The sequence below is a fragment of the Paenarthrobacter ilicis genome (assembly GCF_016907545.1).
GTDB classification, from domain to species: domain Bacteria; phylum Actinomycetota; class Actinomycetes; order Actinomycetales; family Micrococcaceae; genus Arthrobacter; species Arthrobacter ilicis.
On the sequence record NZ_JAFBCD010000001.1, the window covers coordinates 909,463 to 922,364 of the forward strand.

The window sequence follows — 12,902 nt, forward strand, 5'->3', positions numbered from 1 at the left end:
GAGTGTCACGATCTGCGATCAGGACTAACATTCGGTCATGCCAGTTCGTCGCATTATCCGCCTGTTTCCTGACTATGGTCATTTATGGCCGCTCTGGGAGAACAGCACGGCCGAGCACCCGACCAAGTACACCATGGAGCCGGCGGACTTCGGACTCTCACCGGCGCTCACCGCCCGGCTTCGAGCATGGTACGACGCCTGGGAAGTGGAAAAATTGCACGTGAGCGGCTGGAGTTCGCCGGATGCTGAGAACGCTTGGAGAGCTGAGGGAGCGAAGATTGCTGAGCAGCTTCGCGACGAGATCGGAGCCTTCGCGGATGTGGGATACGACGTATAACAGCCACGGCGATCAAGACGGCAATGCCCTCAACTGCGCTCCCGGTAAAGGATACTCTACCGCGCTCCTAATAAGGTTCTAAGTGCTTCCACAGCAGTCGTCAGCTCCTCGCCGGGATCCAGGACGAACTCACCATTGGCCGCCCAAGGATCCAGCCGGTCTGGGGCGGCTAACTCGATGAATACGCGTAAGTGCCCCACGTGTTTCGCTGAGAGTCGGAAGTCGTGTTCCAGTGAATTAAATTCTTTGAGGCCATCCCACCCGCGCCAATTGGTTTCAAGTTCCTCAAAGTAGGAAAGAAGGTGCCAGAATCCATCGACGTCGTAGATCTCTGTTTCGGCGCGAAGCCCGTCGAGATCTGCTGTGACCGTGAGGTAGTCGGAAGTACCGTCAGAGTTTCGCTTTCGATCATCGATGCAGAGGTGGAGAGTCCCCTTATGGCCGATGGAAATCTCACTCATGAGCTGCGGAAAGGTCGGGAACTGTCATAGAGGAGATCCTAGATGCTTCTGCACCAAGTCTCCTCTCGAGATTGTCCGATAGCCGATCCCTCAGCGTGCGTCGCACTTAGACTGCGTGGATTCTGTTTTGCAGGTCCTTTACGTGCTGGACGTCTTAGTGCTGTCGGCCGTCGATTTGGGTGTTCCAGATCAGGTGTTCTTGATCTTGGATGACCTTCCGGATCTCCCAAGCGCAGGAGTTGTTCCTTTCGTCGTACTCATTGGTTTTCTCCGCGGGTTCTCGGGCAGCTAATTGGGTTTCCCAGTCCACGAGCTGCTGGGTGATCCTGAGGTCGGTGACGTCGCGGATCATTTTGTCGATGGCCAGTGTTGCGTAGACCTGGGTGGAGGTAACGTCGAAGGGGTAGAGGTCGTTGTCTTTGTACAAGTTACGAATGACCGTCATCTGCTTCCGGTTCGGGTAGAACTCCCTAACAGATCTGCCATTGGCTTGGGTCCACTGGAGCACCGAGTAGGCGGCAGTGTATTCCTGGACTTCCGGTGGTGCTTCGAGCAGCGGGGGCGTGACACTCACACTTATGCTCTCGCTCCCTGTGCCACCAGTGGCGTAGGTGGGCGACGCAAGGACGCCGTACTCCTCCAGCCCTACACTCAACGACGCCGATGCAGGATAGCTGGCATAGCGTTGAACGCTCTTTTCGAACTCTTTCAACGCTTCGTCCCACGGTGTCGGCTTACGAAACGGTTGATACCCCAGCGAAGGATAAACAACGTCCGGGTTCGGGTTTGCAGAGCCCAAGGAATAGAGCGCATTCCCTAGGACGGGATCGTCAACCCGGGGGCGCTCAAGGTCCTCATATCCGGCTCTGGCCTCAGCCAAGGTGTACCTCTTGGCCCATGGCTCATCACCGGCTGGTTCATGGAGGGATTCGATAATAAACCCCCGCCCGTTCGGTACGTAAAAGTCCTCCTCGAATGGGTCAAGGCCTAGGTTCCTGCAGATATCAACCAATGTCTCGTGAGGGAAGCAGTCCAAAGGCCGCGGCAGTGAGTACTGCTCCGTGTCCTCAAGGTCGTACGGCTCTCCGTTCTCGCTGAACCGCCAGGGCTCGAAGTCTTCAAGACTGAGGCCTCTGCGGAAGCCGTTCTCGTTATAGACCGTCAGGTTCCGGCTTCCCCACCGTCCCCTTGCAGGCTCATCCGGCATGCGCTTGATGTTCTTCGGGACGTCCTCCACTTGGACTGTGGTGAGTCCGCGGGCTGCGGCGAAGTGTTCCCCTATGGGTCCCCGACTCGAGGTGTCGTGGGTGTTTTCCATGACAGCTGTCCACTCGGGGTTAGTGGTCTCCAACAGAAGCCAGCGCTGACCGTAGCCCAGCGGCAACAACTTACCCAGTAACTCCCTTAGAGTGCCCCGGTATTCAGTGATCCCGAAGCCAGGCGCCGGCTGGTAATGGCTCTCTTGAGCCCACTGCCTCCACTCAATGACGGCTTCATCAAGAGGCCGTTGAAGAAAGCCGATCGTGTTGGTGACCGGCGCCCATTCCCCACCAAGCAGCAGCTTGGCAGCAAGTTTCTGGGCAGGACTCTGTCGTGGTGGCATTTCGTGGGCTCCTCAGCAACATCATGAGAGTCAGGCGAGATTCAGCTGACGCTGAGAGCCTAATTTCGTAAAGCCTCCCACAACCCCCTTCGACGTCAGAAATACTAAAGTCGCGCTCTGGCAGGCTAATCTGCACGCCCGTAAGACGGTCCGCCACCGGGCGCCGTGCCGCCCAAGTTAACGTGCGTGAATCTTCCCGGCGTTCAGGGGTTCCCGGATTCCCGTAAGACCCGCCCGTAAAACTGCCCGGTGAAGGTGCCCTAAACGCTACACGCCTGCCCTGCAAGTAACGGGTGATTTTCACCGGCCCGCTTGCCATGAAAGATCACAGCAAACCTGTTGCGACGATCGGTGGAAATCGCCGTTCCCACATGGTGCCTGCTGCAACCTGGTGCCCCCGGTGCCCGGCGTGGTTGAGCTAATCCAGGCCCAGGAAGGTGCGGAGCGTCCGCAGGGAAACGGCACGTACCGCGGACAGTGCCCTGTGGATATTCGCGTCGCGTGTCAGTAATCCGAGGTCCCCAACGTCTCCGTCGGCGCTCTCCGCGGACGGCGGCGCCAGCAGGAGTTCCGTGTTGGCTTCGGCAGCGTGGTCGATGCCGGCCAGCAAGGCCACCATTTCGCGGCGATGGTCGCTGAAAAGTTCAGGCCACAAACCGGGGGGTGCGAGGTCAATCAGGGCAGGAAGGTTCACCTGGTCCGGGGCGTTCCATTCGGCGGCCAAGGCAGAGGCTTCTACCCCGCGGGCAAGGGATTCGAACCGGAAGTTCTCCAGGACTTTTTCGAGTTCGGACGCGGTGAAATCCAGCCGGTGCCAGTTGCCGGCCCGGAGGTGCAGGAGCTGGGTTTCGAGAAGGAAGAGCAGGAAATCCAGTTGTCTTCGTTGTCGCCACAGCGTTGCCGATAGCTCGTCCGCCCCCACGGTTCCCCAATTCATTTTATGGCCCACCAAAATTACGATTTGGCAGGGTTTATCTGTACTTCTGTTGAGCGTACACGCACAGCGCTTTTGAGGTGGTATGTTCACTGAATACGTAGCTGATTGGACGCCCCAACTGCGATGCTTTGATTGGTCTCTGGCATCGACCCAGCAGGAGGAAACCCGGTTGGCTCTTGACACTCCGGTCTCATGGGGGGACTCACTCTTGAATCGCGAACAGCGCAACGAGCTGGTGTTGCAGCACCTTCCGCTCGTTGGTTACCTGGTCTCTGACCTTTGTGCGCGCGCATCGCATTTGTCGCGCGATGATTTCGCTTCTGTCGGTGCCGTTGCCCTCATAACGTCTGCTGATTCCTTCGATCCGGACCTTGGCGTTCCTTTTGGCGCCTTTGCGCGGCGAAGGATCGTGGGCGCCTTCGCGGACGAGATGCGCGCGGGTGACTGGGCAACGCGGTCGGCCCGCAAACGGATCAAGGAAACCCTGGCTGTCCAGGAAACCCTGACCAGTTTGTTGGGACGGGGACCCAGCGTGGCCGAAATGGCATCAGCGCTGGGCGTCGAGCGGAGCCACGTTGAGGCCGCCTTGGTGGACGCGTCCCGGACGTTGACTTCCTTGGACGACGTCGTGGCGGACACGGTGGCGTCGCCCACCGACTCCCCGGAACACTCTGTCCTAGCCGACGAGCGCATCAAGTACCTCCGCGCCGCCGTCGACGCCCTCCCGGAAAAAATGCGTTTCGTGATCCAGGAGATCTACCTCGCGGGGCGGTCGGTGAAGGACCTCGCGGACGAACTTGGTTCTACGCATGCCGCCGTGTCCCAGCAGCGGGCCGAAGGCATTCGTCTGATGCGTGACGGCCTCGCGGCCCACTATGCGGACTCGCCAGGCCAGGCATTCGAACCTGAGTCGCGCATTACAGCCCGCCGTCGCAACGATTACCTCTCGGCATTGGCCACGGCAACCACCGGGGGCATTACCCGTGGCCTGGGCCTGGGAGCCTCACTCAACAACGCGGTGTAGGTCCGGCTGAGCGTTGGTTTGCCTTTGGGGCCTTAGGTCGCCTTGGGCACGTTGCGCAGCAGGATGGCCGCCAGCACTGCCGTGCCCGCCATCAGCACCAACCCGATCGCCGCCGTGATGTGGACGCCGGAATCGAAAGCGATGGTGGCCGCGGCGGTCAAGGCTTCGCCCAGGGGTGCGGACAGCGTGGACGCTGCGTCCACGGCGCCTGCGAGCGTTTCCTTGGACTGTGCGGCAACTTCGGTGGAGATGCCGTCCGGGATGATGAGGTTGTGCTGGTAGGACGCGGTGAGGATTGACCCCAGGACAGCCGTGCCCAGCAGCGAACCGAGTTCGTATCCGGTTTCCGAAATGGCCGAGGCCGCGCCGGATTTATCGGCCGGGACGGAGGCCAGGATGAGGTCATTGGAGATGGTTTCCGCCGCTCCAACGCCTACCGCCAGCACAGTCAGGGCCGAAAGCAGGAACAACGGTCCGTTGCCGTGGTCACCCACCATGGCCACCAGATAGCCCACGGCGCTGAGCGTCAGGCCACCGGCCACCACAAACCCGGGCCGCACGCGCTTGACCAGCGGGACCACCAGCAAACCGGCAACGACTGTTGCAAGGAGCGCTGGGATCATGGCGATGCCGGCTTCCATGGGGGACTGCCCTTCCACCAGCTGCAGGTGCTGGGCGAAGAAGTAGATGAAGCCCGTCATGGAGAACAAGGACAGTACGTTGGCAACGATTGCCGTGCTGAACACCGTGTTCTTGAAGAGGGTGACGTCCAGCATGGGGGAGTCAATCCGCTGTTGCCGGCGGACGAACAGGATGCCCATCACCAGGCCGAAAATCATGAAGGCTGCGGCCGAGGCTCCAAAACCGTGGACGGCCAGCTCCTTGATGCCGTAAACGAACGGCGCCATGGTGAAGACGGAGAGCGCGATGCTGGGAACATCAACGCGCCCGGGATGTGCATCCTTGGACTCAGGAATCAGCACCCGCCCGAAAGCCAGCAGCGGGAGCAGCAGGAACGCCGCAACCAGGAACACTGCGCCCCACCAGAAGTGCTCCACCAGCCACCCGCCGAAGATCGGGCCCAGGGCGGCGCCACCGGAGAACCCGGCCGCCCACACTGCGATCGCCAAGCGGCGGCGGTTGGGGTCAGTAAAGATGTTCCGGATCAGGGAGAGGGTTGAGGGCATCAGCATGGCGCCAAAAACACCCAGTCCGGCGCGCCCGGCGATGAGCCATTCCGCGGTGGGCGCGAATGCCGTAGCAGCCGAAACCGCAGCGAAGCCTGTGCTGCCGATCAGAAGCAGCCGGCGTCGTCCGATCCTGTCACCCAGGTTGCCCATGGACACCAGCAGCGCGGCCAATACCAGCGGGTAGGCGTCCACGATCCAGAGGAGCTGGATCCCGCCGACGTTCAACGAACGGGCGATTTCCGGCAGGGCGAAGGTCAATGCGGTGTTGTCCACCGCAACCAGCAGGACGGGGAACATCAGGAGTGCCAGGGCAAGCCAGTCGCGCCAAGGAGCGCGCGGGCCCATGGCGGGACGAGCGGACTGGGAGGCGTGGATGACAGACTGCGAAGGCATGTCATCAACTGTACCGTCCAGACGGTACAGTTTCAAATGGAATGCACAAACGCTATAGGGAATGATGGTTACATGCCACGGAAACCAGTCGCCAGGGACGCAGTCCTTGATGCATACGAGTCCCTGCTCATTGACGTGGGGGAGCGGGCAGCCACCCTGGACGCCGTGGCCAAAAGGGCCGGTGTCTCCAAGGGAGGCTTGCTGTACCACTTCCCCAATAAGGAAGCGCTGATCAGTGCCCTGCTGGAACGTTTGGATGCCCTGGGCCAGGAGGACATTGAGCAGATGAAAGCAGCCGAGGACGGGGCGGCAGCCTACTTCATCCGTTCCTCCGTGTGGGCGGGAACTCCCATGGACCGGGCGTTCGTGGCCGCCACCCGCCTGGCCGAGGTGGCCCATGAAGAAACCCGACGCCGGTTTGCCGGTATCCAGAAGCAGTGGTTGGACGTCCTTGCCGAAGACGTTGGTCCGGAAGTGGCGAAGGCCGTGAGCTACATGGGGGATGGGCTGTACTTCAACGCCATGTTCGAAAGTGGCCAGGAAGAGGGCAACAATCGGCGGGAGGCCGACGTCGAAATCCTGCTGGCTGTTGTGGAGCGCCTGCGGAAGTAGCGATTCATCCATTTGCCGCCGCGCCCGTGACATAGGACAATTAGTCATGTGGCGCGGCCAACACGGCGCTGCGTATAACTGAACAAGCCTTTGATCTGCGGCGGGAGAGTCCTGCAAGCATGTGATGCAGGCGCCGTAGGAGCAAATCCTCCCCAGGAATCTCTCAGGCCCACGCACCGCCGCGGCAAGGCAACTCTGGAAAGCAGTCCGCTCAGCCGGGCTCACCGACGGTGCAAGCAGGCACACCAGCCTGCGGAAACTCTCAGGTCCAATACAGAGCGGGGAGGAACCCGAGCCACTGCGGCATACCCAAATGCCGCCCAACCTATGGAGTTCCTTCGTGACGGTTAGTTCTGCCTCCACCACCTTCGTCGATCGGCACATCGGTGCCCGTCGCCAAGCCGATATTGACACCATGCTCAAGACCGTGGGTTACGGCACCGTTGACGCGCTGGTTGATACCGCGGTTCCCAACGACATCCGGCAGGACGTGGCGCTCACCCTGCAAAACGCCCTGAGCGAAGTTGAGGTTCTTGCCGAGCTCCGCAAGCTCGCCTCCAAGAACAAAACTGCCGTGCAGATGATCGGCCAGGGCTACTACGACACCGTGACGCCGCCGGTGATCCGCCGCAACATCCTGGAATCGCCCGCCTGGTACACCGCCTACACCCCCTACCAGCCGGAAATTTCGCAGGGCCGCCTCGAAGCGCTCCTCAACTTCCAGACCATGGTCCAGGACCTTGTTGGCCTGCCGATTGCCAATGCGTCCCTTCTGGATGAAGCAACCGCTGTTGCCGAGGCCGTGCTGATGATGCGCCGTGCCAACAAGAACAAGGCCGCGCAGGATGGCAAGACCGTCCTGGACGCCGACTGCCTGCCGCAGACCATCGCGATCGTGAAGGGCCGCGCGGAAGCGCTTGGCTTTGAGGTTGAGGTGGCCGATCTGTCCCTGGGCCTCCCCGAAGGCACCATCAACGGCGTCGTCCTGCAGCAGCCGGGTGTCTCCGGCCGCGTGTTCGACCACTCCGCCGTCATCGCTGAGGCGAAGGAACGCGGCGCACTGGTCACTGTGGCTGCCGATCTCCTTTCCCTGACGCTCATCACCCCTCCCGGTGAGCAGGGTGCCGACATTGCTGTTGGTTCCGCGCAGCGCATGGGTGTTCCGCTGTTCTTCGGCGGCCCGCACGCGGCCTACATGGCCGTCCAGAAGGGGCTGGAGCGTTCCATGCCCGGCCGCCTGGTGGGCGTCTCCAAGGACGACGCCGGCGTCCCCGCTTACCGCTTGGCGCTGCAGACACGTGAGCAGCACATCCGCCGTGAGAAGGCCACCTCCAACATTTGTACGGCACAGGCATTGCTGGCCATCGTGGCCTCCATGTACGCCGTCTACCACGGTCCCGAGGGCTTGAAGGCGATCGCCGAAACCGCCCACAGCCACGCCCGCACGCTCGCAGCGTCACTGAAGGCGGCCGGCGTCGACGTCCTCCATGGCTCCTTCTTCGACACCGTCACCGTCCGCGTTCCCGGCAAGGCTGCGGAGATCGTGGCCGCCGCTGAGGCCAAGGGCATCAACCTCCGGGGCATCGATGCTGACACCGTGGGTATGTCTGTTGATGAAACCACGACGACGGCGGTTGTCGCCGACGTTGCATCGGTCTTCGGCGCTTCGGTACTTGAGTCGGCGGATGGCTTCGCCCTGGAATCCTCCGTGGAGCGCACCAGCGATTTCATGCAGCACCCGGTGTTCAACACGCACCGCTCCGAAACCCAGCTCCTGCGCTACATCCGCAAGCTCTCTGACCGCGACCTTGCGCTGGACCGCACCATGATTCCGCTGGGCTCCTGCACCATGAAGCTCAACGCCACGGCAGAGATGGAAGCCATCTCCTGGCCGGAATTCGCCTCCATCCACCCGTTCGCACCGGACTCCCACACCGAGGGCTGGCGTGAGCTCATCGGCGACCTCGAGGCACAGCTGACCGAGATCACGGGCTACGACCAAGTGTCCATCCAGCCCAACGCAGGTTCGCAGGGTGAGCTGGCCGGGTTGCTGGCCATCCGTGGCTACCACCTGTCCAACGGCGATGAGCAGCGCAACGTGTGCCTTATCCCCGCATCGGCTCACGGCACCAACGCGGCCTCCGCAGTGCTGGCCGGCATGAAGGTAGTGGTTGTTGCCACCGCGCCGGACGGCACCATCGATCACGTTGACCTCAAGGCCAAGATCGAGGCCCACCGCGACGCCCTCTCCGCGATCATGATCACCTACCCGTCCACGCACGGTGTGTACGACGCCGACGTCCGCGAAGTCTGCGACGCCATCCACGAGGCCGGCGGCCAGGTGTACATTGACGGCGCCAACCTCAACGCACTCGTCGGACTCGCCCAGCCGGGCAAGTTCGGCGGCGACGTGTCCCACCTGAACCTGCACAAGACCTTCTGCATCCCGCACGGCGGCGGCGGACCGGGCGTTGGCCCGGTGGCAGCCAAGGCACACCTGGCGCCGTTCATGCCCGGTGACGCAGCATCCTGGACCGAAGGCAACGACGTCCCGATTTCCGCCTCCCGTTTCGGTTCCGCCGGTGTCCTTCCGATCTCCTGGGCTTACGTGAAGCTCATGGGCGGCCAGGGCCTCACCGAAGCCACCAAGTCCGCGCTGCTCGCTGCGAACTACATCGCTTCACGCCTCAACGATCACTTCCCGGTTCTCTACACGGGCGAAGGCGGCCTCGTGGCGCACGAGTGCATCCTGGACCTCCGCGAACTGACGGCCAAAACCGGCGTCACCGCTGAGGACGTGGCCAAGCGCCTCATTGACTTCGGCTTCCACGCACCCACCCTGGCCTTCCCGGTAGCGGGAACGCTCATGGTGGAGCCCACCGAGTCCGAGGACCTTGCGGAGATCGACCGCTTCATCGAAGCCATGATCGCCATCCGTGCCGAAATCGACCAGGTTGCCCACGGCGACTTCTCCGTGCAGGATTCCCCGCTCCGCCGCGCACCCCACACGGCAGCCGCCGTCGTAAGTTCCGATTGGGACCGTTCCTACCCGCGTGAGCAGGCCGCGTTCCCGGTCCACCACCTCAAGCAGGACAAATACTTCCCGCCCGTTGGCCGCATTGACGGCGCAGCCGGAGACCGTAATCTGGTCTGCTCCTGCCCGCCGATCGAAGACTTCGAGAACTAGGACGGTCCGCAGAATGACTGAGAAGTACACAGCCCTCTACGAAGAGCACAAGAAGCTCGGCGCCTCCTTTACGGACTTCGGCGGCTGGCAAATGCCGCTCAAGTACTCGTCCGAACTGGCCGAGCACCACGCCGTCCGCAAATCCGCAGGCCTGTTCGACCTCTCCCACATGGGCGAAGTCTGGGTCACCGGGCCCGAGGCGGCCGCGTTCCTGGACTACGCCTTGGCAGGCAAGATCTCTGCCATGGCCCAGGGCAAAGCCAAGTACTCCCTGATCTGCCAGGAAGACGGCGGCATCATTGATGACCTGATCGTCTACCGCCGTGCCTCTACCGAAGAAGGCTCGGACAAGTTCCTGGTGGTCCCGAACGCAGGCAACGCTGCGGTTGTGGCTGCCGCGCTGCTGGAGCGCGCCGCCGGTTTTGACGTCGTGGTTCAGGACGCCTCTGCCGGGACGTCGCTGATCGCTGTCCAGGGGCCCCTTGCCGAAGCGATCCTCCTTCGCCTCGTCCCCGGGGAGCAGCACGCGCTGGTCACCGAACTGAAGTACTACGCGGCGGTTGATGTCCCGTTCACGTTCGACGGCGGCACCCAGGACCTGCTGTTGGCCCGCACCGGGTACACCGGCGAAGACGGGTTCGAGATCTTCGTGGCCAACGAATCAGCTGCCGCGCTGTGGCAGGCCATTGCGGCTGCCGCTAATGAAGGTGAGCTGATCCCGGCCGGGCTGGCATCGCGCGACTCCCTGCGCTTGGAAGCCGGCATGCCCCTCTACGGCAACGAGCTTTCCCGTGAAGGCAACCCCTTTGCTGCAGGCCTTGGGCCGGTTGTTGCGCTCTCCAAGGAAGGCGACTTTGTTGGCAAGGAAGCACTCGCTGCCCTGAAAGCCGATGGCGCAGGGAGCACCAGCGGACGCAAGCTGGTTGGACTCAAGGGCCTGGGACGCCGGGCAGGCCGTGGACACTACCCGGTCCTTAAGGATGGTGCCGTGGTGGGAGAAGTGACGTCCGGCCAGCCCAGCCCCACGTTGGGATACCCGGTAGCGTTGGCGTATGTCGACGTCGAACACTCAGAGCTTGGCACCGCGCTGGACATCGACCTGCGCGGCAAGAGCGAGCCGTTCGAAGTTGTAGCCCTGCCGTTCTACAAGCGCCAAAAGTAACCACAGGCTTTAGCCTCCACCCGTAAAGGAAACAGAATGCCCAAAGTAGCTGCCCAGCTTCAGTACTCCGACGAGCACGAGTGGGTCTCCCGCGGCGAAGGGAACTCGGTGTCCGTTGGCATTTCCGAGGTTGCCACCGACGCCCTGGGTGACATTGTGTACGTGGACCTGCCCGAGGTTGGTTCTTCAGTAACTGCAGGAGAAACCTGTGGCGAAGTGGAATCCACCAAGTCGGTCTCGGACCTGTACTCGCCCGTCACCGGTGAGGTCACGGAAATCAACGACGCCGTTGTTTCCGATCCCGCCCTGATCAACAACGATCCCTACGGCGCCGGCTGGCTCTTCAAGGTTGCTGCCGAGTCTGACGGTCCGCTGCTCTCGGCCGAGGAATACGCCTCCAAGAACGGTGGCGACCTGGCCTGACGTTCCCTTGCTCCACTTCGGGGGATCGCTGCCCATCATGCCGTGCGCACGGCACATGTGGCAGCGAACCCCCGAATCGGGGAACGTGCTCGGCCCTCCGGCAGGATCATCTGCCGGAACATTTCAAGCTTTAAAAAGGAATCACGGCTATGGCTGTTGGTGTTTTCGATTTGTTCACCGTGGGAATTGGCCCCTCAAGCTCCCACACCGTGGGTCCGATGCGGGCCGGAGCGGTCTTCGCTTCCGAGCTGAAGGACGCTGATGTCCTTGGCAAGGTAGCCTCTTTGCGCGTTGATTTGTATGGCTCCCTGGCAGCGACGGGTCGGGGACACGGCACGTTCACGGCAACGATGCTGGGCCTTGAAGGCTACGAGCCCGAGCTGATCCTTCCCGATGAAGTGGAGGAACGCCTGGCCTTGATGGCGGAGACGGGAAAGCTCAACCTGGCCGGTGGCGTCGAGTTGGACTACGCCGTGGAAGACATGATCCTGCACCCTTTGACCGTGCTGCCGCGGCACACCAACGGGATGAAGTTCGCCGTGTCCGATGCAGAGGGCAACGTGCTGAAAGAAGCAACGTTCTTCTCGGTGGGCGGTGGGTTCATTGTGCGCGAGGGCGAGGAATCCGCAGCGCAGGCCGAATTGGAAGAATCCAAGAAGGAATTGCCGCTGCCGTTCAGGACGGCGGCCGAGCTGATGGGACGGTGCTCGTCCAAGGGGCTGGGGATCTCCGACATCATGTTCATCAACGAGCGTGCGTCCCGCACCGAGGAGGAGATCCGCGAAGGCCTCCTGCACATCTGGGCCGTGATGGAAGCCTGTGTTGAAACGTCCCTGCAGCGCGAAGGTGTCCTTCCCGGCGGACTGAAGGTCCGCCGTCGTTCTCCCGACTGGCTGGAGCGGCTCCTGAAAGAGGACAAGGACCGCAACGATCCCAAGTATTGGCAGGAGTGGGTCAACCTGATCGCGCTGGCGGTCAATGAGGAGAACGCATCCGGTGGCCGGGTGGTAACAGCCCCCACCAACGGCGCAGCGGGCATCATCCCCGCAGTGCTGTACTACGCGCTGAACTACGCCCCCGGCATGGACAAAGCCACCCAGCAGGACCGGGACGATGTTGTGGTGAAGTTCCTGCTGGCCGCCGGTGCCGTGGGTGTTCTGTACAAGGAACAGGCATCCATTTCCGGTGCTGAGGTGGGGTGCCAGGGTGAGGTCGGTTCGGCGTCGTCCATGGCCGCTGCCGGACTGGCTGAAGTGATGGGTGGCACGCCCGGCCAGGTGGAAAACGCGGCCGAGATCGCCATGGAGCACAACCTTGGATTGACGTGTGATCCGATCGGCGGACTGGTGCAGATTCCGTGCATCGAGCGCAACGCGATCGCCGCGGCCAAGGCCATCAACGCAGCGAAGATGGCCTTGTGGGGCGATGGCACCCACCGGGTCTCCCTGGATGAGGTCATTGTCACCATGCGTGAAACCGGCAAGGACATGTCCCACAAATACAAGGAAACGGCCATGGGCGGCCTGGCCGTCAACGTGGTGGAGTGCTGAGGCTGTTTACTGTCGGTCCCTAG

At 62.1% G+C, this 12,902-nt stretch carries 11 protein-coding genes and 2 riboswitches; of the genes, 7 read left to right on the top strand and 4 right to left on the bottom strand.

The window, feature by feature from the left end; translation table 11 throughout:
- Positions 1–37 precede the first annotated feature (37 nt).
- Positions 38–337, top strand: a complete 300-nt coding sequence (locus JOE60_RS04315; RefSeq protein WP_167264400.1) for a hypothetical protein — start codon at positions 38–40, stop codon at positions 335–337.
- 56 nt (positions 338–393) lie between these two features.
- On the opposite strand, the gene JOE60_RS04320 is transcribed toward JOE60_RS04315, so the two are convergent.
- From JOE60_RS04320 to JOE60_RS04330, 3 genes are all read right to left on the bottom strand, one after another.
- On the bottom strand, positions 394–798 hold the full coding sequence (locus tag JOE60_RS04320; RefSeq protein ID WP_167264402.1) for a DUF6228 family protein: 405 nt from the start codon (positions 796–798) through the stop codon (positions 394–396).
- A 154-nt stretch (positions 799–952) separates the two neighbouring features.
- On the bottom strand, positions 953–2,401 hold the full coding sequence (locus tag JOE60_RS04325) for a hypothetical protein (RefSeq protein ID WP_167264403.1): 1,449 nt from the start codon (positions 2,399–2,401) through the stop codon (positions 953–955).
- Between the two features lie 418 nt (positions 2,402–2,819).
- On the bottom strand, positions 2,820–3,338 hold the full coding sequence (locus tag JOE60_RS04330; protein WP_167264405.1) for a flagellar protein FlgN: 519 nt from the start codon (positions 3,336–3,338) through the stop codon (positions 2,820–2,822).
- A gap of 208 nt (positions 3,339–3,546) precedes the next feature.
- Here JOE60_RS04330 and JOE60_RS04335 point away from each other — a divergent pair, with 208 nt between their 5' ends.
- The gene (locus JOE60_RS04335; RefSeq protein WP_167264407.1) at positions 3,547–4,362 is read left to right on the top strand and encodes a sigma-70 family RNA polymerase sigma factor; all 816 of its coding nucleotides are present in this window, start codon (positions 3,547–3,549) and stop codon (positions 4,360–4,362) included.
- A 32-nt stretch (positions 4,363–4,394) separates the two neighbouring features.
- Here the strand turns inward: JOE60_RS04335 and JOE60_RS04340 are convergent, their stop codons facing one another.
- Positions 4,395–5,945, bottom strand: a complete 1,551-nt coding sequence (locus tag JOE60_RS04340; RefSeq protein ID WP_167264409.1) for an MFS transporter — start codon at positions 5,943–5,945, stop codon at positions 4,395–4,397.
- Between the two features lie 72 nt (positions 5,946–6,017).
- Here JOE60_RS04340 and JOE60_RS04345 point away from each other — a divergent pair, with 72 nt between their 5' ends.
- From JOE60_RS04345 to JOE60_RS04365, 5 genes are all read left to right on the top strand, one after another.
- Positions 6,018–6,557: a TetR/AcrR family transcriptional regulator gene (locus JOE60_RS04345; RefSeq protein WP_167264411.1), complete on the top strand. Its 540-nt coding sequence runs from the start codon at positions 6,018–6,020 to the stop codon at positions 6,555–6,557.
- Positions 6,558–6,648: 91 nt separating this feature from the next.
- Positions 6,649–6,746, top strand: a riboswitch (glycine riboswitch).
- A 1-nt stretch (position 6,747) separates the two neighbouring features.
- A riboswitch (glycine riboswitch) is annotated at positions 6,748–6,844 on the top strand.
- Positions 6,845–6,897: 53 nt separating this feature from the next.
- On the top strand, positions 6,898–9,744 hold the full coding sequence (gene gcvP, locus JOE60_RS04350) for an aminomethyl-transferring glycine dehydrogenase (RefSeq protein ID WP_167264413.1): 2,847 nt from the start codon (positions 6,898–6,900) through the stop codon (positions 9,742–9,744).
- 13 nt (positions 9,745–9,757) lie between these two features.
- Entirely contained in the window at positions 9,758–10,906 is a 1,149-nt protein-coding gene (gene gcvT, locus JOE60_RS04355; protein WP_167264415.1) for a glycine cleavage system aminomethyltransferase GcvT, read from the top strand.
- A 36-nt stretch (positions 10,907–10,942) separates the two neighbouring features.
- Positions 10,943–11,329 carry a glycine cleavage system protein GcvH gene (gene gcvH, locus JOE60_RS04360; protein ID WP_167264417.1) on the top strand — a complete coding sequence of 129 codons (387 nt, stop codon included), beginning with the start codon at positions 10,943–10,945 and terminating at the stop codon, positions 11,327–11,329.
- Between the two features lie 149 nt (positions 11,330–11,478).
- Positions 11,479–12,879, top strand: coding sequence for an L-serine ammonia-lyase (locus tag JOE60_RS04365; RefSeq protein WP_167264419.1), 1,401 nt, complete (start codon positions 11,479–11,481; stop codon positions 12,877–12,879).
- Positions 12,880–12,902: the final 23 nt, after the last annotated feature.

Coding starts and splice junctions, on each gene's coding strand:
- JOE60_RS04315 (WP_167264400.1), top strand. CDS start 38: ATGCCAGTTCGTCGCATTATCCGCCTGTTTCCTGACTATGGTCATTTA.
- JOE60_RS04320 (WP_167264402.1), bottom strand. CDS start 798: ATGAGTGAGATTTCCATCGGCCATAAGGGGACTCTCCACCTCTGCATC.
- JOE60_RS04325 (WP_167264403.1), bottom strand. CDS start 2,401: ATGCCACCACGACAGAGTCCTGCCCAGAAACTTGCTGCCAAGCTGCTG.
- JOE60_RS04330 (WP_167264405.1), bottom strand. CDS start 3,338: ATGAATTGGGGAACCGTGGGGGCGGACGAGCTATCGGCAACGCTGTGG.
- JOE60_RS04340 (WP_167264409.1), bottom strand. CDS start 5,945: ATGCCTTCGCAGTCTGTCATCCACGCCTCCCAGTCCGCTCGTCCCGCC.
- JOE60_RS04345 (WP_167264411.1), top strand. CDS start 6,018: ATGCCACGGAAACCAGTCGCCAGGGACGCAGTCCTTGATGCATACGAG.
- gcvT (WP_167264415.1), top strand. CDS start 9,758: ATGACTGAGAAGTACACAGCCCTCTACGAAGAGCACAAGAAGCTCGGC.
- gcvH (WP_167264417.1), top strand. CDS start 10,943: ATGCCCAAAGTAGCTGCCCAGCTTCAGTACTCCGACGAGCACGAGTGG.
- JOE60_RS04365 (WP_167264419.1), top strand. CDS start 11,479: ATGGCTGTTGGTGTTTTCGATTTGTTCACCGTGGGAATTGGCCCCTCA.